This is a genomic window from Bifidobacterium platyrrhinorum (assembly GCF_010667645.1).
Taxonomy (GTDB): Bacteria; Actinomycetota; Actinomycetes; order Actinomycetales; family Bifidobacteriaceae; genus Bifidobacterium; species Bifidobacterium platyrrhinorum.
Genome location: NZ_WHZV01000001.1, coordinates 16,337 through 36,653 on the forward strand (window position 1 = coordinate 16,337; position 20,317 = coordinate 36,653).

The window sequence follows — 20,317 nt, forward strand, 5'->3', positions numbered from 1 at the left end:
AAGGTTGCACACAGTACCGTTCGTTCCTCTAGGAGGTTGATAGCCCATGGCGCAGCAATCCGAAGCCGGAATCCCCAGGGCAGGCAAGCGCAAGTGGGGCTACGACCCCGCCCAGGTGGACGCGTTCCTGGAGCGCGCGCACGCGCTGTACGACAGCGAGGGCGCGCAGCTGACCCAGCGAGACATCCAGAACGTCTCCTTCGACCTGACCCGCGGCGGCTACGTGATCGCGCAGGTCGACGCCGCGCTCGCCCGGCTGGAGCGCGCCGTGGTCGACAAGCAGACCACCTGGGAGATCACCCAGCACGGCCGCGTCGCCTGGAAGGCGCAGACCGAGGAGCTGTACCGCGAGATCACGCGCCACCTCGACCGCGCCGAGCGCGAGCGCTTCGGCTCGGGCAAGCCGCGCACCCCCTCCTACGACCGCAAGCAGGTCGACAGGCTCGCCGACCAGATCGCCGACAAATGCGCCGCCGAACTCGGCGTGGACGGCATCGACAGGAAGGACGTGCGCGACCTGGACAAGATCACCTCGGACGCCGTGGCCAACGCCGTATTCACCCAGCGCAAGGGCAGGAAGGGGTACGACGAGCGCCAGGTCGACTACTTCCTCAACACCTGCGTGCAGCTGCTGAGCCGCATCGAATCCTTCGCCCGCGTCTCCGACTACATCACCTCGGACGGCGAGGGCTCCGCCGAACCGGCAGCCGCATCCGGCGCCGCCGACGGCGTTGCGCCGCTGTTCTCCCCGGACGCGCAGTACCGCCGCCCGGAGCCCACCGCCGACGGCAACGACACGCCCCAGGGCTTCGCCCCGGCCGCCCGGACCGCCTCGCCGGACGCTTCGGCGGCATCCCGCTCCGACAGCTTCGACGCCCTCAGCCAGGCCGAACAGACCCTGTTCGCGCCCTCCGCCGAGCCGGTCGTCGGCTCGCCGTCCCTGGCCGCCGCGGCCACCGCCACGGCGTCCGCGCTGACCTCGACGCCGGCCCCGTCCGCCGCCGTGGCCCCGGCCGTGACGCCCGTCTCGCCGGCGGCCTCCCCGTACGCCCCGGCCGCGTCCGCCACGACCCCGGCGGTATCCGGCGACGCCCCGTCGTTCACCCCGGCCGCCCCGGTCTCCCCGGCGCCGAGCTTCGTCCCGGGCGCCGCCCCGGACCTGTCCGAGACCGACTCGTACACGCCCTCTTGGGCGCTGCCCTCCGACTCGCCGGCCTCCCCGTACGCGCCCGCGGCCCCGGCCGGTTCCGCCGTCGAACCGTCGCCGTACGCGCCGCAGACCCCGTCGTACGCGCCGGCGGCATCCGTCGAGCAGCCGGCGGCCCCGGCCTCCCACACGCCGGCGTCCTCGAACTCCTCGCTGGCCGCCCTGGCCCACATGGCCGAGGTCTCCCAGGAGCTGCCCGTGGTGGACACCTCCTCGTTCACCCCGAAGATGCCAAGCCTCGACGTGCCGAGCACGTTCTCGACCCCGTCGGTCCCGTCGACCCCGTCGGTCCCGTCGACCCCGTCCGTCGACCTGGGCGAGACGGCCTCGTTCACCCCCTCGTTCGCCATGCCGTCGTCCACGCCCGAGCCGTCGGCGCCGTCCGCGGCCCCGAAGCCGGCCGAGACGACCCCGGCACCCTCGTTCGCGCCGGCCTCCGCCGCGAACACGAACCCCTTCTCGCTGCTGCCCACCGACAACAGCGACCTTGAGATCCCCGACCTGTCGTTCCCGACCTTCGGCGACGACGAAAAGAAGCAGCAGTGATCCACAGCAACACCGTCGTCATCCTCGGCTCCACCGGTTCCATCGGCACCCAGGGGCTGGATGTCATCTCCCGTCATCCCGAACGGTTCGCCGTCGTCGGCCTCGCGGCCGGCGGCGCGCACATCGACCTGCTCGCCCGCCAGGCGGCCGAATTCCATGTGCCCCAGGTGGCGGTCTTCGACAAGACGAAGGCGGCCGCGTTGCGCGAGGCCCTCGACCAGGCCGGCGCGAAGCACACGCAGGTGCAGGCCGGCCCGGACGCCGTCATCGCCATGGCCGGCTCCGGCGCGAACGTCGTGCTCAACGGCATCACCGGCTCCATCGGCCTCGAACCGTCCATCGCCGCGCTGAAGGCGGGCTCCCAGCTCGCCCTCGCCAATAAGGAGTCCGTCGTCGCGGGCGGCCACCTGCTGTTCGGCGCGCAGACGCGCGAGGAGCAGATCAACCCGGTCGACTCCGAGCATTCCGCCATCTGGCAGTCGCTGCGCTCCGGCACGCACGCCGAGGTCTCCAGGCTCGTCGTCACCGCGTCCGGCGGCCCGTTCCGCGGCATGACGCGCGACCGGATGACCGATATCACGCCCGAGCAGGCGCTCAACCACCCCACATGGAACATGGGGCCGGTCGTCACCATCAACTCGTCCACGCTCATGAACAAGGGCCTCGAGGTCATCGAGGCGTCCCGTCTGTTCGACATCCCGCCCGAGCGCATCGCCGTGACCGTGCACCCGCAGTCCATCGTGCATTCGATGGTCGAATTCGTCGACGGCGCCACCATCTGCCAGGCGTCCCCGCCGGACATGCGCCTGCCCATCGCGCTCGGCCTGTCCGCGCCCGACCGCATGCCGGACGTGGCCGCCGCCTGTGACTGGACGCAGGCCGCCGCCTGGACGTTCGAACCGCTCGACGACGAGGCCTTCCCCGCCGTCTCGCTCGCGCGCCACTGCCTGGCCGCCTCCGAGAAGCACACGGCGGTGCTCAACGCCGCCAACGAACAGGCCGTGCACGCGTTCCTCGACCATCGCCTGCCCTACCTCGGCATCGTCGACACGGTGAAGGCCGTGCTCGATTCGATGGACGCCGAACTGCGCGGCGCGCCGCTGTTCCGGGACGTGGAGGAAATGGAACAGCTCGAACGCGAGGCCCGCGCCAAGGCCGACGAGCTGATAGACAAGCAGTGATGAATACGTTGAACACCGCCACCCCCGTCGACAAACCGTTCCGCAAGACCGGCGACCCGGTCGCCCTGACCAGCGAGTCGCCGCTGCACCCGCGCCGCAAATCCCGCCGCATCATGGTCGGCCCGGTGCCGGTCGGCGGCGGCGCGCCCATCTCCGTGCAGTCGATGACCAACACGCTCACCGCGGACGTGCCCGCCACGCTCCAGCAGATCGCCGAGCTCACCGCCGCCGGCTGCGACATCGTGCGCGTGGCCGTCCCGAGCCAGGACGACGCGGACGCGCTGCCCGAGATCTGCCGCAAGTCGCCGATCCCGGTCATCGCCGACATCCACTTCCAGTCCAAATACGTGTTCCAGGCCATCGACGCCGGCTGCGCGGCCGTGCGCGTCAACCCGGGCAACATCCGCAAGTTCGACCAGGTCGGCCCCGACATCTGCAAGGCCGCGACCGACGCGGGCATATCCTTGCGCATCGGGGTGAACGCCGGTTCGCTCGACAAGGAGCTGTACGCCAAGTACGGCGGGCCGACCCCCGAGGCCCTCGTCGCCTCCGCGCTCAAGGAGGCCCGCATGTTCGAGGACGTCGGCTTCCACGACTTCAAGATCTCCGTCAAGCACCACGACGTGATCACCATGGTCCAGACCTACCGCCTGCTCGCCTCCAAGGGCGATTGGCCGCTGCACCTCGGCGTCACCGAGGCCGGCCCGCAGTGGCAGGGCACCATCAAGTCGTGCCTCGCGTTCGGCGCCCTGCTCGCCGAAGGCATCGGCGACACGATCCGCGTGTCCCTCTCCGCCCCGCCCGTCGAGGAGGTGAAGGTCGGCTGCAAACTGCTTGAGTATATGGGGTTGCGCCCGCGCAAGTTCGACATCATCTCCTGCCCGAGCTGCGGCCGCGCCCAGGTGGACGTCATCCAGCTCGCCTCCGCCGTGACCGAGGGGCTCAAGGACGTGACCGCGCCGATCCGCGTGGCCGTCATGGGCTGCATCGTCAACGGCCCCGGCGAGGCGCGCGAGGCCGACCTCGGCGTCGCCTCCGGCAACGGCAAGGGACAGATCTTCATCAAGGGCAAGGTCATCAAGACCGTGCCCGAGGACCGGATCGTCGACACCCTGCTCGAGATCGCCGACGACATGGCCGCGAAGATGGAGGCCGCGGGCCAGGTGCCCGAAGGCTCCACCGGCCCGGTCGTCGTCCCCATCCAGCACCCCGGGCGCTAGAATCGGTCGCGTGCAACAGGACGAACGACGGACGCCACGGCGTGACGAGCCGCGCCCCGCGCCATGGTCGCGCGGGCGCCGGCTCTCGGTCAGCCTGCCCATCTTCATCGTCCTCATCGGTCTGCTCGTCACCGTCTCCAACCTCACCACCGTGCCGTGGGACAACGATCCCACCGGCCAGACCGTCGCCACCCTCACCGACGACACCGCCGTCACGTTCGACACCTCCTCCATGCCCGCCGGAACGTCCATCCACGACGAAGGCACGTACCGGGTGAAACGGGAGGCGAAATCCATCACCGTGCGCCGCGACGGCACGCAGGTAGGCGCGGCGAAACCGCGCAGGGTCGACGCATCCGCCGACTCCACCTGGCGGGTGCACGGCTCCGGCGCCGACGAGACGCAGGACGTGACCGTGCTCATCCGACGGCCTGTCGGCGCCACGGGCAGGCTTCCCGCCATCGTGTTCATGCACGGCGCCGGATTCGGCACCGCCTACAATTCGTTCGGCGACATGGCCGCCTCGCTCGCCTCCGCCGGATTCGTCACCGCCGTCATCGACAAGCCGGTCTGGTCCACCACCGACATCACGCGCGACTATCCGGCCTCCGCGCGCGTCTACGACGCCGCGATCGACCTGCTGCGCGCGCGGGACGACGTGAACCCCGCGAAGGTGGGTATCTACGCGACCAGCGAATCCACGTGGATCTCGCAGTACCTGCTCGCCGACGACCCTGACATCGCGTTCCAGGTGCTCCTCTCGCCGATGGTGTTCACGCCCAGACGCTCGCTCGGCTTCTTCATCTCCCAGGACTTCGCGCTCGTCGGCGCCAACGACGGCTACCAGTCGATCGTGCGGCGCGTGTTCAACGCCGACACGGCGCTGTTCGGATTGGACAACTTCGACCTCGACCTGCCCGAATCCTCCGCCTACGCGATCCCCACGCTCATCGCCTACGGATCCAAGGACGTGATGACCGCGCAGGTCGAAGGCGTGCGCCGCATGCTCGAGATGGCGCACGCGGCCGGCAACCGGGACATGACCGTGCGCAGCTACCCGGTCGCCAACCACGTGCTGCGGCTCGGCGACGAGGCGCAGACCGGCACGAAATTCGCCGACGCCTACGTGGACGACGTCATCTCCTGGGCGTCGGGCACGGCCGCCGGGCTCGACCAGACCTCCGAACGCGTCGCCGGCGACACGATCTACCAGTCCATCGCCGTGCCCGACGACCTGCGGCCGCGCCGCTCATTGACCGTATACGGCGTGGTGCTGCACGCCGGCATGCTCCTTCTGCTCGTCGCCACCATGCTCGCATGGCTGGCGGCGCTGGCGAGGCGCATCGCGTTCCGCCTGCGCGCACGCAACCGCGGCGTCGCATACCCGGGACTCGGGTTCTCGCACGGGTTCGGCAACGCGCTCGTCACGCTGACGATCACCACGATGGCCACGCTCCTCCTGTTCGCCGCCGGACTCGGCCAGGTGGTCATGGCCGTCGTCCGACTCGCCTGGGGCGCCGCCCCGGCCGAGGAACCCGGCATGATCTGGTGGAGCTGGCCAGTCATCGAGATCGTATGCACGCTGGTCGTCTGGGCGTGGTCGCGCGTGTTCGCCCGCCTCATCGAGGTGGCCGCCGAACGCGGCGTGCTGCGCTGGCCGCCCCGGCGCGAGGCCATCCACGGCATCGTGACCGGCCGCGAACCGGTGCTCGCCTCCACGAGGTTCGGCCGCGTCCTGTTCTGGATCACCGCCGCCGCCATGCTCCACGTCCTGTTCTTCTTCGCCTTCTGGGGCCTGTTCGTCTACTGACATCGCACTGACATCGGAAGGACCGGGGAACCACATGCCGCTGTATCGGGACGAAGGAGTGGTGCTGCGCACCGCGAAACTCGGCGAGGCCGACCGCATCATCACCATGCTCACCCGCGGGCACGGCAAGATCCGCGCCGTCGCCAAAGGCGTGCGCCGCACCAAGTCACGCTTCGGCGCACGGCTCGAACCGTTCATGCGCGCCGACCTGCTCATCGCCACCGGCCGTTCCCTCGACGTCGTCTCCCAGGCCGAATCGGTCGCCGCCTACGCCGAACCGATCTGCGCCGACTACGACGCGTACACGGCCGCCAACGTCATCGTCGAAACCGCCGACAAGATCGTCGGCGCCGAGGAGGAACGCGTCGCCGGCCAGTACCGGCTGCTCATCGGCGCGCTGAACGCGCTCGCCAGGCATGCGCACGCCCCGGAGCACATCAGCGCCTCCTACGTGATGCGCGCGCTCGCGCTCGCCGGCTGGACCCCGCGCCTGCACAGCTGCGTCGTATGCGGCAAACGACGTTTCACGGATGGTTTCACGGAGGAGATTGCGGCGCGGCCCATGGTGGGGGCGACGGTGGCCACGGCGATGGAAACCCAATCGCCGCAACGTTTCACGGATGGTTTCACGAATGGCGCGTATCTGTCCGTCCCGGCCGGCGGCCTCATGTGTGCGAAGGACCACACGCCCGAGGCCCGCCGCGTCACGCCCCTCGTGCTCGCCCAGCTCGAGGCGCTGACCGACGGCGACTGGACGGAGCTCGACGGCCGGGAGCTCGCCCCCGAGACCTCGCGCCTCGTGGAGGATTGGGCCGAGTACTATCTCGAACGGCCGCTACGTTCCATGCGGCTGCTAGATTGACAACCATGGCTTTCGAAAACGTGGACTACACGTCGCTGAACATCCCGGCGGCCCCCTTCTCCGACCCCTCCCGCATCCCCGACTTCCCCAAGGGCAAGGTGCCCCGCCATGTGGGCGTCATCATGGACGGCAACGGGCGCTGGGCCAAGGAGCGCGGCATGATTCGCACCAACGGCCACCAGGCCGCCGAGCCGGTCGTGTTCGACACCATCGCCGGCGCCATCGAGGCGGGCGTGCGCTACCTGTCGCTGTACACGTTCTCCACCGAGAACTGGAAGCGCAGCCCGCAGGAGGTGCGCTTCCTCATGGGCTTCTCGCGTGAGATCATCCACCGCCGCGTCGCGCAGATGGACGAGTGGGGCGTGCGCGTGCGCTGGTCCGGCCGCCGCCCGAAGCTGTGGAAGTCCGTCATCGACGAGCTCGAGGTCGCGCAGGAACGCACGAAGCACAACAAGGTCATCGACGTGGTGTTCTGCATCAACTACGGCGGCCGCGCCGAGATCGCCGACGCCTGCGCCGCCATCGCGAAGGATGTGCGCGACGGGAGGATCAGCGGCGACCGCGTCACCGAGAAGATGATCGCCGACCACCTCTACCTGCCCGACGTGCCCGACTGCGACCTCGTGATCCGCACGTCCGGCGAGCAGCGCACCTCGAACTTCCTGCCCTGGCAGGCCGCCTACGCCGAACTCGACTTCGTGCCCGAACTGTTCCCCGACTGCGGCCGCGAGGTCCTGTGGCGCTCCATCGACCACTACATCCACCGCGACCGTCGATTCGGCGGCGTCAAGAAGTGAAATAAGGAAGCGGCCGGATGTGCCTAAGCAACGCATCCGGACATGACTACGCCGCGCACAACGCGGCGAGGCGGTCGACGAACCGGCTTGTGAAACGGTCCGCATCCACGTCGAGGGCGACGTGGACGCGCGGGGCGTCCGGCGTGACGAGCCCCACGGGGTCGCCGGTGGTGCGGCCGCGCACCCCGGTGAAGTCGCCGGTCGCGGTCTCGGCGCGCAGGGCGATGCCGAACGTGGAGACCAGCGTCGGGTCGAGCGCGACCGCCGCGGCCAGCGGGTCGTGCAGGGGCATGCCGCCGGCGAAGATCGCGGGATCCGCCTCGAGGTTCGCCGCGATGGAGAAGTCCGCGAGCCGTGCGAGGAACCGGCCGCGTTCGGTACCGGTGCTCCGCCACCTGTCGGCGGCCTTGCTCGGCAGCAGGCACCGGTGCGTCACGTCGAGCCCGACCATCGTCACGTCCGCGCCGGAATGGAGCACGCGGTCCGCGGCCTCCGGATCCTGGATGACGTTCGTCTCCGCCACCGCGTCCCAGCAATTGCCCGGCTGGGAGAGCGTGCCGCCCATCATCACGAGGCGGAGCTTGCCGGCGATGTCCGGCGCGCGCCCGATCGCCGCGTCCATGTCGGTGAGCGGGCCGGTCGCGAGCACCGTCACCCCGCGCCCGTATCGCCTTACCTGATCGATGAGGAAGCCGATGCCGTCGAGGCGGGGCGAATCATCCTCGCCGTCCGCGAACGGGGAAACCCTCCATCCGCCCGCCGGGTTCGCGTGCGGGTCGTCGATCCGGTACCCGCCGACGGATACGACGCCGTCGGGACGCGCGGCGTCCGGGACGGCCGTAGCGAGATCGTCGGATTCGTCGAGGTCGTCGGAATCCGCTGAAGAGGCGGATCGGCCGGTGCCGGAACGGGACCCTTCGACATATCCGCCCAACCCGTCGGCACCGTGGAACCGCGCGCAGCCGGCGTCCGGGATGAACGAATCGGCCCATGAGGGGTGCGTGGACGAACGGAACACGGGGATGTCCGGGCGGCCGAACAGGTCGAGCACGAGTCGTGTGTTGCGCTCGGCCGTGGCCGCATCCACGTTGCCGTAGCCGGCGAGCACGCCGGCGAGCTCGCATTCGGCCGGCGACGCGAGCAGGTACGCGAGCGCCATCGCGTCGTCGACGCCGGTGTCCACGCAGGCGATGATGCGGGCGGGGGAGCGGTCGGTCATGGATGCCTCCTGGGATGCCGCTGATGGGGGGGATGGGGACGGAGCTTCGGAATGGACGGGCGATGACGCGAAACCGCCCGTCGGCGGATGTCGATGGGCGGTTTCGGATTGCCGATGCGGCGGGACGGCGATATGGGGCGCCGCCCTTCGCCGCTACTTGCCGAGGAACTCGTTGGTGGCGAAGTCCTTGGTGTTCGGGGCTTGGTGGATCACCTTGTCGTGGGAATCCGTGTAGGCGTCCTCCTGGGCGAGGAAGTCGAAGTACTTCTGCGGCTCGACGAAGTCGTTGGTGCCGAGCACGAAGGAGCCGTCCTTGATCTTGGCCGGGTCGCCCCAGTACTGGCCGTCGACGATGGTCTTCATGCTCTTGCGCACGAACTTCGTCTCCAGGTTCGCGTCCGGGGCCTCCTTGACGAGGATGTCGGCCGCGTCGTCCGGGTGGGAGTACGCGTACTCGTAGCCCTTCTGGGTGGCCTGCGTGAACTTCTTCACGAGCTCCGGATCGTTCTTGATCGTCTTGTCGCTGGTGATCACGCCGATCGCGTCCGCGTTGCCGGGCACGCCGTAGTCGGGCTCGGTGAAGCAGTTGAGCTTCGGGCCGTACATGTCGGCCTGCACGCCCTCCCAGGTGGCGTAGAATCCGCCGAAGTCGGCCTTGCCGGATTCGAGCGTCTTGAACGTGGAGGTGCCGACGGTCACCTTGTCGAACTCGCCCTTGCCGCCGTCGGTCTGGATCATGCGGCGCACCACGGCGTCGGACTCGTTGGAGCCGAACGTGGCGAACGTCTTGCCGTCCAGGTCCTTCGGGGACTTGATGGTGGTGTTCGAGGCGAGCGCGCACCAGATGGCGCTCGGCTTCTGCTGGACCTGCAGCACCTGCTTGAGGTGCGCGCCCTTGAGGTTGTACATGCCCACGTTGGTGAGGTTGGACAGTGCGAAGTCGGCGTTGCCGTTGTTCACGGCCTGTTCGGCGCCGGCCTGCGCGACGGCCACGATGTCCACGTCGAGGCCCTTGTCCTTGAACCAACCCTTGTTCTTGGCCACGTAGACGCCGATGTGGTTCGTGTCCGGCGCCCAGGACAGCATGAACGTGACCTTCTTCAGGCCGTCCGCGGAGGAGGAGTCGTTGCTCTGGCCGCATGCGGCGACGCCGATGGTCATGGCGATGGCGCCCACGAGGGCGATGGCCTTGGCTGCAAGGCTGTGCTTCATGATGAATCCCTAGTTCGTTGTCTCTCAACCGTTCTCTGGGTGTCGCTCCGGGCGGACGATCGGCAGAGAACGGCATGGAGGGCCTGACAGTCCGCCCGACCGGCGCCCCGGACATCCCTCGCATACGAAGCGGAAAGGGGAGGGATCCGTTTGCCACACGCCGGACAAGCGCTTGCCATTATAGAGGGGAGGGGATACCGGCCCGTCCGCGCGCCTCACTGGTCCGCGTCCGGGTCGGCGTCCTCGCCGACGGGGCCGAGCAGCAGGCGCTCGCTGATGTTCACCGCGATGAGCAGGAGGCAGGTCATCGCGATGATCGTGAACGTGGCGGAGAAGATGAGCGGCGTGCGGAACGAGTTGTACGCGGCCTGTAGCCAGATGCCGAGGCCCTTGCGCGCGCCCAGGTACTCGGCGGTGGAGGCGGTGGCGAAGATGTAGGCGGCGGTCACGCGGATGCCGCCGTAGATCTGGCGGGCGGCGACCCTGAGCTTGACGTGCCACAGCGTCCACCAGCGCGTCGCCCCGCAGGTGAGGGCCACGTCCGAATAGAATTCCGGCACCGCCTCGAGCCCGCGCACGGTCTGCACGGCGACCGGGAACAGGCCGAACACGGCGGTGATGACGATCTTGCCGGAGGTCTCGAAGCCGAACCAGATGAGGAACAGCGGGGCGATGGAGATGAGCGGCATGGTCTGCGCGGCGGCGAGTAGCGGGTAGAACGCCGCGTTGAACACACGCGAGCAGTACAGGCCGATGCCGATGAGCACGCCGGCGGCCACGGCGAACAGGAAGCCGACGACGCCCTCGTACGTGGTCACGGCGGCGGCGGGGCCGAGCGTGGGCCACACCTCGACGGTGGCCTGGGCGATCTCGCTCGGTGCGGGGATCATCGTGGAGGGCACGTGGCCGATGCGCACCCACGCCTCCCACACGGCGAACAGCGCGACGACCGCGATGAGCGTGGGGATATGACGGGTGAGACGCTTCGCGACGAACATGGGGACATCACCTTGCTTCCTCTCGTGGCCGGGACGTGGAGCAGTAAGGTGAGGAGCCTGCGCGTCGGGCGGCCGGTGGTACCGCAACAGAAGTATAGGGATGGCTTCGACCGGTACGCGCGGGTATGGGAAAGCCCCCTGGCGCGGCGGCCCGCGGTCGGCGGGTGTCGTGCGTCAGGGGGCTTCGATCGCGGGGACGGCCGTGCCGTCCCGTCCGCGACCTCGCGCCGACTACTCCAGTCCGATGGACTTGAGGTGGTGGAGCTTGAGCGAGGTGACCTTGAGGGAGCCGGATTCGGCGGAGAGGCGGATCGCGCGCGGGCCCTCGGAGGCGTACGAGTAGGAGCTGAGCACCTGGTGGCCGCCGTTGACGTACACCTCGACGGAGCCGCGGTCCACGTACACGCGCAGGTCCAGCGTGCCGGCGGCGAGCTCGGCCTCGGTGAGCGGCGCGGCGCGGTAGCCGCGGTCGCCGTGCTTCATGGCCTGGCGGTCCACCACGACGCGGCCGATCTGGTCGTCGTACGCCACGTAGGTGTAGGCGCCGTCCTCGGTGGCGTGGATCTTGAGGCCCGCGCGCTCGGCGGTGGAGTTCGCCAGGTCGATGGTCATCTCGATCTCGACGGCCTCGGCGTCGTCGGCGATGGTCAGTTCGCCGTCCATGCCGAGCGTGAGCGCGCCCTTGTCGACGGTGTCCTCGCGCAGACCCTCCATCTCCTTGACCGGGGCGGTGACGACGTCGCCGTCATCACCCAGCGTGATCTCGCGCGGCAGGGTGAGGTGGCCGCACCAGCCGTCCTCCTGCATCGGGATCGGCTCGACGAACGGGCTCAGCCAGCCGTAGACGATCTGGCGGCCGTCTCCGCCGTGCTCCGGGCCGTCCACGTGGAACGACTGCGGCGCGTAGTAGTTGTGGCCGCAGTCCCACAGGCGGAACTCGGTCTCGGGCTTGAACTCGCCGCCCGGCTCCCAGGTGCCGATCATGTAGCCGGCGTTGTTGACGTTGCGGTTCATGAAGCCGTTCGGCTTCGAGCCCATGGCGGAGAATCCGATGACCCACTTCTCGTTGCCGTCCTTGTCGTGGATCGGGAAGAAGTCGGGGCATTCGAGCATGAACACGTCCGGGTCCGGGTGCTGGAAGAGCACGCGCTCGTAGGTCCAGCGCACCATATCGTCGGAGGAGAACAGCCACATCTGGCCGCGCTTCTCCTTGGAGGAGACGCCGAAGGTCATGTACCACTTGTCGCCGGTCTTCCACACCTTCGGGTCGCGGTAGTGGTGGTCGACCTGGTCGGTCGGGCAGTCGATGATCATGCCCTGCTTGGTGGCGGAGGTCAGCTCGTCGTCGTCCGGGGTGGCGAGCATCTGGACCTGCCAGTCGCCGCCGGCGTTGTCGTGGCCGTTGGCCCAGCGGTGGCCGGTGTAGTAGAAGCGCAGCGCGCCGTCGTCGCCGATGACGGCGGAGCCGGAGAACACGCCGTCCTTCTCCTGCTCGAGCGAGGGGGCGAACATGATCGGCTCGCGCTTCCAGTTGATCATGTCGGCGGAGGAGACGTGGCCCCAGTGCATCGGGCCCCACTGGGTGCCGTACGGGTGCAGCTGGTAGAACACGTGCCAGCGGCCCTTGTAGAAGCACAGTCCGTTCGGGTCGTTGATCCAGCCGCCGTTCGAGGCGATGTGGAACTTCGGGTACCAGCGGTCGTTGCGCTTCGCGGCCTGCGCGGCGACGCCGGCCTCGGCCTTGGCGAGTTCCTCGGCGTGGTCGCGGATGGGGGTGAGCACGGGGTTGGCGGGGGTGAAATCGGTGGTCATGGCACGTCCTTGTGTGTTGGGGGTTGTCGGGTTGGTGTGGGGTGGATTGGCGGATGGGTGCGTGGGATGTCGGTGATCGGCGGTCGCGACGGGAAGGGGAGAGACCGTCGCGACCGCCGCGGGGTGCGGATCGCGGGTCCGGTCGGGTTATGCGGACCGGGTGCGGCGAGCCGGACGTCAGGCCTTGGCGGCTTCCATCTGGCGCAGCTGCTTGTCGGTGTAGAACGGGTCGCCGCCAACGTCCTGGTCGTCCTTCTTGATGACGAAGATGCCGTAGATCAGGGCCGCGAGCACGATCGCCGAGATGGTGAAGAAGGTCGGGCGGTCGCCCATGTGGTCATGCAGGGCGCCGAGCGGGGTGGAGAAGATGACCTGGCCGACCTGCGAGGCGATCTGGAAGCCGACCATGTACAGCGTGGCGGACAGCTTCGTGTCGAAGTGCAGGGTGAAGTAGCGGAACGCCGGCAGGCAGAACAGCGGCACCTCGATGGAGTGGAACAGCTTGACGACGGACACGGAGATCGGGTCGTGGAACACGCCGCACAGGCCGATGCGCAGGAACATGACGGTGGCGCCGAGCAGCAGGGCGTTGCGCACGCCGATCTTCTTCATGATGATCGGGACGACGCCCATCATCGCGGACTCGAGGAAGACCTGGAAGCTGTTGAGGATGCCGTAGGTGGAGTTGCCCATCTCGGTGGTCGGGAACAGGGAGGCGTAGTAGTTCGGGAACATCTGCTGGTCGAACACGGTGTAGAAGGTGTTGGTCAGCAGCATGAAGACGATGAGCACCCACAGGGTCGGCATCTTGAGGACGGAGACCATCTCCTTGAAGGAGGGGTTGGTCGGCGCGGCGTTCGGGTCGGCCTCCTTGCGGAGCTCCTCCTTCTGCTCGGCCGGGACCCAGAAGGCGTAGACGAGCAGCATGCCCAGACCGCAGGCGGAGCCGATCCAGAAGTTGATCAGCGGGTTGATGTTGAAGCAGAAGCCGGCGCACAGGGCGACGACCGCGTAGCCGAAGGAGCCCCAGGCGCGGGACTGGCCGTACTCGAAGCCGAAGTGGCGCGAGTAGCGTTCGGTGATGGCCTCGAACAGGGAGCAGCCGGCCATGAAGCCCGCGGACAGCACGATGGAGCCGATGAGGACGCCCGCGTAGCGGGTGGCGCCGCCGGCGTTGAGCATCGGCATGTAGACGAACTGGACGAACGGGCCGACGCAGGCCGCGACGGCGGAGATGAAGATGACGAGCTTGCGCTTGATGCCGAGCTGATCCTGGATGATGCCGTAGACGAACATGATGATCAGCGTGGCCAGGGAGTTGATCGAGTAGATCGAGCCCTGCTCGGCGGCGGACATGCCCAGGCCGTGCACGTCGTCGGTGAGGAACCTGGAGAAGAAGGACCACCAGATGCCCCAGGAGCAGAAGAACATGAAGATGCCGAAGGAGCTCTGCAGGTAGGAGGGGTTCCTCCACGGAGACTTCGTTGCCGTGTTTGCCATGGTTGTGTATTCCCTTGTCTCTCACGTCCGCTGCCGCGCGGACGCCCATTGGCTGGTTGTTGTCGTGCCGTCCCTTCCGGTCCGGCGGGGTTCCGTGCCCCGGCGGCTGCGCCGTGGTGCGGAATCGTGCTGACAGGTATGACTATAACGCGTCAAACGATTTACGTCAAACGATTTACGCGTGTCGCTGGAACACCATTCGTTCCAGCGCGTCAAACGTTTGATATAGCGCCATTTGGTGCATGGGTCGTGGCCGTGCCGCCGGCGTGTCGCGCGGTGGCGCCGACGGGTCGGTCGGAGATGGTTGGATGGTCGCGTCCGTGCGTCGTCGACGCGGATGCGCATGCCTTTTCAAGGGTAGAGGGCGGTTCGGGGCGGGACACGCTGCGTGAGCGTTCACGCGGGTGAAATCGTCGAAACGGTTCGGTGCGGCCCGTCAGCCCGCCGCGCGCACCGACTCCTTCTCGATGAGCGTGCAGTGGACCTTCGCCGGCACCGGCGCGTCGAGCGGCGGCAGCGGCGCCCGGGTGTCCGGCACGTCGAGGTCGTCGAGCGGGCGCTTCTCGATCATCGAGACCACCTTCGCCGCGGCCCAGTAGCCCATTTCGAAATGCGGCAGCTCCACGGTGGTCAGCCGCGGCGACAGCGTTTCGGCGAACACGCGGTGGTTGTCCACGCCGACGACCGACACGTCGCGGCCGATGACCAGGCCGCGCCGCGCCGCGCACTCGTACACGTACCAGGCGCGCGCGTCGTTGAAGCAGAAGAAGCCGTCCGGCCGTTCCCAGTCGAACAGGTCGGACACCGCCTCCAGTGCGGGCCCGTTGTTGAGCACGTCGACGACGAGCCGTTCGTTGAACTTGCGTCCGGCCGCCTCGAGCGCGGTCCTGTACCCGGCCAGTCTGCCCTCCTGCGCCAGCATCGGCTCCGAACAGCCGATGTAGGCGATGCGTTCGCAACCGGCCTCGACCAGGCGCGTCGTGGCGTCGTAGGCGATGCGGAACTCGTCCGGCTCGATGCTGGGCGTCGTCCCGTCGCGTCCCGTCGCGTCGACGAGCACGACCGGGCAGTCCTTGAGGCGGGCCGGCACGTCGGTGACGCGGTTCGACATCTTCGCGTACAGGAACCCGTCCGCGCCGTAGCGTTTCAGCGCGTCGATCTCGTCGTCCTCATCCATGCCGCCGTCCGTGCTGACGGTGATGAGCAGATAGCCCAGCTTGCTGGCCGCCGTCTGGGCCCCGAGGATCATGCCGCCGGCGTACGGGGTGGTGGCCACCTCCTCGCTGATGAAGCCGATGGTGCGCGTGCGGTTCGTGCGCAGCGAGCTCGCCATCGGGTTGACCTGATAGCCGAGCTCGTCGGCGACCTCGCGCACATGCGCCGCGATCGCCGGCTTGACGCGCCCCTCGTCGCGATGGTTCATCACCAGCGACACCGTCGACACCGACACCCCTGTGCGGTGGGCTATCTCCTTCATCGTGACCATACGTCAAACGATACACCCCATCGCCGTGCCGTTTGACGTGATGTCTGTTCGCCGCCGTTCCCGCCCGCCCCCGATCGGGCGTCCCGCGTCTCCCCGGGTGAAGATGCCGTCGATGTGGCGGCGTTGTGCCGTCGCGATCGCGGGGCGCGTCCGTACGATGGCGCCATGAGAAGCTTTCTGATCGAATGGCTGGTGCTGACGATCGCGGCGGCGGTCATGGTGGTGCTGTTGCCCGGCATGACGACGGTGGGGGAGCCGCCGATCCTCGGCGTGGCCGCGTTCTCCCTGTTCCTGGCGCTCATCAACGCGTCCGTCAAACCGGTGGTGCACATGATCGCGCTGCCGTTCACGATCCTCACGTTCGGCGTGCTGTACCTGGTCATCAACTGGCTGTTCATGCGCCTCGCCTCGTGGCTCGCCCTGAGCCTGTTCGGCGTGGGCGTCTACGTGCACGGGTTCTGGTGGGCGACGATCGGCTCGCTCATCATGGCCGTCGTCTCCGGCCTGGTCGGTTCCGTCATCGGGGAGTGACGCGAAGCGGGCGCGTGTTCGGTCGCGTCCGCGTGGCGACGCGTGTTCGACCGCGTCCCGCCTGCGCATGTTTTATGCTTTATCGTTGTATCACAGTGGATCCGCCGATGCCGCGACGACGCGTCGGACGGATGCGGGCGAAACGGCGAACGGAGGGCCATGGCATACGTGACGATACGCGACGTGGCGGCGAAGGCGGGCGTCTCCGCGGCCGCCGTCTCGCAGATCCTGCGCGGCAAGGGCCGGTTCTCCGCCGAGACCCGTGATCTGGTGAAACGCACCGTGGATGAGCTCGGCTATGTGCCCGACCGCCGCGCCAGCGCGATGCGCTCCTCCTCGTCGAAGACGGTCGGACTGCTCGTGCCCGACCTGCGCAACCCCTATTTCGCCGATTTGGTCTCGTCCATGGAGGACGAGCTGTACCGGCGTGGCTACACCACGCTCATCGGCACGTCCGCCGAACGGGTCGACCGGCAGGACGCCTTCATCGACACGCTGCTCGGGCAGCGCATCGACGGCGCGCTGGTCGTGCCGCAGGGCGCCTGCTCGCCGGGGATCCGTTCCCTCGTCGCGCGCGGATTGCCCGTGGTGTTCGTCGACCGCCGCGTCGAAGGGGCCGGCGAGGTGCCGTTCGTGGTCTCCGACCCCTACCCGGGCATGCGCGAGGCGTTGCGCGAGCTCGTGCGGCTGGGGCACCGGCGCATCGGCTATGTGGCGCATTCGTCGCTTGGGTCCGCCGGCGTCGACGAGCGTGGGAAGGCGTTCCGTCTGGTCGCCGGCGAGCTGCCGGGCATCGGGGCGTGCGTGGTCGTCGACTGCGACGCCACCTACGAGTCGAGCGTCGCGGCGCTCGCCCGGCTGCGCGAGGCGGGGGTGACGGCGATCGTGTGCGGCTATTCGCCCGACGCGATCGTCCTCATCGGGATGTGCCGCGCCGAAGGCATGGAGATCGGGCGGGACATGTCGGTGGTGTCGTTCGACGACATCGCCACCTTCCGCCTGATGACGCCGCCCGTGTCCGTCATCTCCCAACAGGCCGAGGAGATGGGGCGCCGCGGCGTGCGGATCCTGCTGTCGGCGATCGGCGACGCCGGTGCCGCCGGAACCGGCGCGGACGCCGCGGACGGTACGGACGTCGGAGAATCCGATGCGACGGCCGGGACGGCCGGCATCACGTCCGTCGACGGCGTCGCGCATTACGTGCCCACGACGTTCATCCCGCGCGGGTCCGTCGGGCCGGTCATGTGACGGGATACGCCTGTTGACGACGGACGGCGTGTCGTCACGTTGACAATGGTGATTTAACGTTTTATCTTTGAATCACCACCGATGATAAAACGTTAAATCACGGTTCCTGCGGACCGGACGAGACGACAGGTCATCGAACGTCAGTGATGACACCGAACAGCAATCAGCGCCATCGATGAAGAACACGGCGACAGCCGCGGAAGGCAGGAAACCATGAAGAAGCTCATCCTCGATCTCGACACCGGCGTGGACGACGCGCTCGCCATCTCCTACGCGCTCGGCAGCCCGGAGGTCGAACTCATCGGCATCACCGGCACCTACGGCAACGTGCTGCTCGACCAGGGCGTGCGCAACGCGCTTGCCGTCACCGACCTGCTCGGCCACCCGGAGGTCAGGGTGTACAAGGGCCTGCCGCACTCCAGCACCATCGACTCCTTCACCGTCGGCGAGATCTCCGCGTTCATCCACGGCGCCAACGGCATCGGCGACGTCGACATCCCCGACTCCGGCCGCGCGCCCGAAGCCGAACCGGCCGTCGACTTCATCATCGACGCCGTCAAGACCTACGGCAAGGACCTCGTCTACGTGCCCACCGGCCCGATGACCAACATCGCCGCCGCGCTCGCCAAGGCCCCCGAGATCAAGGACGAGATCGGCCGCATCGTGCTCATGGGCGGCGCCCTGACCGTGCCCGGCAACTGCAACGCCTGCATGGAGGCGAACATCTCGCAGGACCCGGAGGCCGCGAACGCGCTGTTCCACTCCGGCGCCCCCGTCACCATGATCGGCCTCGACGTGACCCTGCGCACCCTGCTCACCTACAAGGAGACGCAGCGGTGGCGCGACCTGAACACCAAGGCCGGCGACTTCCTCGCCGACATGACCGACTTCTACATCAAGGCCTACGAGACCACCTCGCCGCACCTGGGCGGCTGCGGCCTGCACGACCCGCTCGCCGTCGCCGTGGCCGTCGATCCGACGCTCGTCGACACGCTCGACATCAACATGAAGGTCGACCTCGAAGGCCCCACCCGCGGACGCACCATCGGCGACGAGAAGCGCCTGAACGAGCCCGCCCTCACCACGAAGGTGGCCGTCGGCGTCGACGTGCCGCGCTTCCTCGACGAATTCATGACCCGCATCACCGCGCTGGCGAAGCACGCCGGCTGAGACGCCGCTTCCCGCGGCGGGGCGGCGGAAGGGTGCCATACCCGACACCCTCCCGTCCCGCCGCGTCACGACCCGAACGAAACACACCGAACCAACGACACAAGGAACCAACATGTCACGCAACGAAGCGACCGTCCCCGCCGACCCGTGGGCGGACCCCAAGACCAGCAACGACATGGCCGTCAAGGCCCTCATCCCGCTGCTCATCACCTTCATCCTCGGCACCCTGTGCCTGCAGGGCTTCAACCTGGTGTTCACCCAGGTGGGCCAGGACGTGGGCGCGCCCGCACAGGCCTCGCTCATCACCGCCATCCCGGGCATCGTGCTCGGCATCGTGTGCTTCATCTACGGCTCGCTCGGCGACTTCGTCTCCCTGAAGAAGCTCGTCGTCGTCGGCCTGATCACCCTGTTCGTCGGCTCCGTCTTCGGCTTCGTGGCGAACTTCCTTTTCACCGCGAACCTGTGGACCGTGATCGTCGCCCGCGTGCTGCAGACGGCGGGCGAGCAGGTCGCCGGCTCGGTGTTCCTCGTCGTGGCAGCAAATACCTCAAGCCGTCGCTCAAGGTGATCTTCTTCGGCCTGTTCACCGCCGGCTACCAGATCTCCGCCTCCATCGGCGTGTTCGCCGCCGGCATGCTCAGCGCCATCGCCTGGCAGTACCTGTTCCTCATCCCGTCGGTCACCATCCTGTTCCTGCCGCTGCTGCTCAGGAACCTGCCGGACAAGCAGGGCAACGGCGAGAAGGTCGACTGGCTCGGCTTCACGCTCGTCGGCTTCGCCGTGGCGTTCCTCACCCTGTACTTCTCCTACAACGCGATCTGGATGCTCGTCGTCGCCGCCGTGCTGTTCGTCGCCTTCGCCGTGTACATCAACAAGGCCGAGCACCCGTTCGTCACCCCCGCGTTCTTCCGCAACACGCGCTGGATCGGCGCCATCGCGCTCATCCTCGTGTTCTACTTCGTCAACTACTTCGCCTCCCCGGTGTTCAACGCCATCGGCGCGAACGTGTACGGCATGAGCACCTCGCAGGTCTCCATGCACATCGTGTTCGCGTTCCTCGTGGCCGCCGCCTTCGGCATCTGCTCCGGCGCCATCGTCGGCAAAATCGGCGTGCAGCCGTCCCTCGCCATCGCCGGCACGCTCATGGCCGTCGGCTTCATCGGCGCGGGCCTCGCCGTCAACGCCGGCTTCGTGGTCCTCACCCTGTTCGCCTGCGTGTTCTACGCCGGCTGCGGCCTCATGTACTCGCCGGTCGTCTCCACCGTGCTCGGCACGCTGCCCCAGGACGAGTCCGGCCGAGGCGTGGGCATGAACGACCTGGTCATGAACGTCACCGGCTCCATCGGCATCGCCGTCTTCGGCGGTCTGCTCGGCGGCCAGGCGTTCTCCGGTTCGAGCATCATCGGCGCCACCGGCGCGGCCGCCAGCTACTCCAACCTGCTCATCATCGCCGGCTGCGTGCCGCTGGTCGGCGTGATCTACTACCTCATCGTCCGCAAGCACATCTACGCGAAGTGA

15 protein-coding genes and 1 pseudogene are annotated in these 20,317 nt (G+C 68.2%); 10 read left to right on the plus strand and 6 right to left on the minus strand.

The features are described 5' to 3' along the window. The first annotated feature begins 46 nt into the window (after positions 1-46). The 6 genes from GFD21_RS00080 to GFD21_RS00105 are packed head-to-tail and all read left to right on the plus strand — an operon-like array spanning position 47 to position 7,623. A complete protein-coding gene (locus GFD21_RS00080; protein ID WP_163195900.1) occupies positions 47-1,753 on the plus strand; it encodes a DivIVA domain-containing protein in 1,707 nt (568 codons plus the stop codon). After that, positions 1,753-2,934 carry a 1-deoxy-D-xylulose-5-phosphate reductoisomerase gene (gene dxr / locus GFD21_RS00085; RefSeq protein WP_163196490.1) on the plus strand — a complete coding sequence of 394 codons (1,182 nt, stop codon included), beginning with the start codon at positions 1,753-1,755 and terminating at the stop codon, positions 2,932-2,934. Before GFD21_RS00080 ends, dxr begins: the two co-directional genes overlap by 1 nt. Then, a complete protein-coding gene (gene ispG / locus GFD21_RS00090) occupies positions 2,934-4,154 on the plus strand; it encodes a flavodoxin-dependent (E)-4-hydroxy-3-methylbut-2-enyl-diphosphate synthase (protein ID WP_163195901.1) in 1,221 nt (406 codons plus the stop codon). Before dxr ends, ispG begins: the two co-directional genes overlap by 1 nt. A 10-nt stretch (positions 4,155-4,164) precedes the next feature. After that, complete coding sequence (locus tag GFD21_RS00095) at positions 4,165-5,964, plus strand: alpha/beta hydrolase family protein (RefSeq protein WP_163195902.1); 1,800 nt, start codon at positions 4,165-4,167, stop codon at positions 5,962-5,964. A gap of 34 nt (positions 5,965-5,998) precedes the next feature. Beyond that, the gene (gene recO, locus GFD21_RS00100; RefSeq protein ID WP_163195903.1) at positions 5,999-6,826 is read left to right on the plus strand and encodes a DNA repair protein RecO; all 828 of its coding nucleotides are present in this window, start codon (positions 5,999-6,001) and stop codon (positions 6,824-6,826) included. A 5-nt stretch (positions 6,827-6,831) separates the two neighbouring features. Then, complete coding sequence (locus GFD21_RS00105; protein ID WP_163195904.1) at positions 6,832-7,623, plus strand: isoprenyl transferase; 792 nt, start codon at positions 6,832-6,834, stop codon at positions 7,621-7,623. A gap of 46 nt (positions 7,624-7,669) precedes the next feature. Here GFD21_RS00105 and GFD21_RS00110 read toward each other — a convergent pair whose 3' ends face one another. The 6 genes from GFD21_RS00110 to GFD21_RS00135 all read right to left on the minus strand — a co-directional run bounded on the left by GFD21_RS00110 (position 7,670) and on the right by GFD21_RS00135 (position 15,850). Next, a complete protein-coding gene (locus tag GFD21_RS00110; protein ID WP_163195905.1) occupies positions 7,670-8,842 on the minus strand; it encodes a nucleoside hydrolase in 1,173 nt (390 codons plus the stop codon). A gap of 153 nt (positions 8,843-8,995) precedes the next feature. Continuing rightward, entirely contained in the window at positions 8,996-10,054 is a 1,059-nt protein-coding gene (locus tag GFD21_RS00115; RefSeq protein ID WP_163195906.1) for an ABC transporter substrate-binding protein, read from the minus strand. 215 nt (positions 10,055-10,269) lie between these two features. Beyond that, on the minus strand, positions 10,270-11,052 hold the full coding sequence (locus tag GFD21_RS00120) for an ABC transporter permease (protein WP_163195907.1): 783 nt from the start codon (positions 11,050-11,052) through the stop codon (positions 10,270-10,272). Positions 11,053-11,283: 231 nt separating this feature from the next. Continuing rightward, positions 11,284-12,864 (minus strand): glycoside hydrolase family 32 protein, encoded by a 1,581-nt coding sequence (locus GFD21_RS00125; RefSeq protein ID WP_163195908.1) that lies wholly within the window; start codon positions 12,862-12,864, stop codon positions 11,284-11,286. A 177-nt stretch (positions 12,865-13,041) separates the two neighbouring features. Continuing rightward, positions 13,042-14,364: an MFS transporter gene (locus GFD21_RS00130; RefSeq protein ID WP_163195909.1), complete on the minus strand. Its 1,323-nt coding sequence runs from the start codon at positions 14,362-14,364 to the stop codon at positions 13,042-13,044. A 436-nt stretch (positions 14,365-14,800) separates the two neighbouring features. Next, the gene (locus GFD21_RS00135) at positions 14,801-15,850 is read right to left on the minus strand and encodes a LacI family DNA-binding transcriptional regulator (RefSeq protein WP_163195910.1); all 1,050 of its coding nucleotides are present in this window, start codon (positions 15,848-15,850) and stop codon (positions 14,801-14,803) included. A gap of 165 nt (positions 15,851-16,015) precedes the next feature. Here GFD21_RS00135 and GFD21_RS00140 point away from each other — a divergent pair, with 165 nt between their 5' ends. The 4 genes and pseudogenes from GFD21_RS00140 to GFD21_RS00155 all read left to right on the plus strand — a co-directional run bounded on the left by GFD21_RS00140 (position 16,016) and on the right by GFD21_RS00155 (position 20,317). Then, positions 16,016-16,381, plus strand: coding sequence for a phage holin family protein (locus GFD21_RS00140; RefSeq protein WP_163195911.1), 366 nt, complete (start codon positions 16,016-16,018; stop codon positions 16,379-16,381). A gap of 159 nt (positions 16,382-16,540) precedes the next feature. Then, entirely contained in the window at positions 16,541-17,629 is a 1,089-nt protein-coding gene (locus GFD21_RS00145) for a substrate-binding domain-containing protein (RefSeq protein WP_163195912.1), read from the plus strand. Between the two features lie 213 nt (positions 17,630-17,842). Then, complete coding sequence (locus GFD21_RS00150) at positions 17,843-18,799, plus strand: nucleoside hydrolase (protein ID WP_163195913.1); 957 nt, start codon at positions 17,843-17,845, stop codon at positions 18,797-18,799. 112 nt (positions 18,800-18,911) lie between these two features. Then, positions 18,912-20,317, plus strand: a pseudogene (locus GFD21_RS00155) (MFS transporter).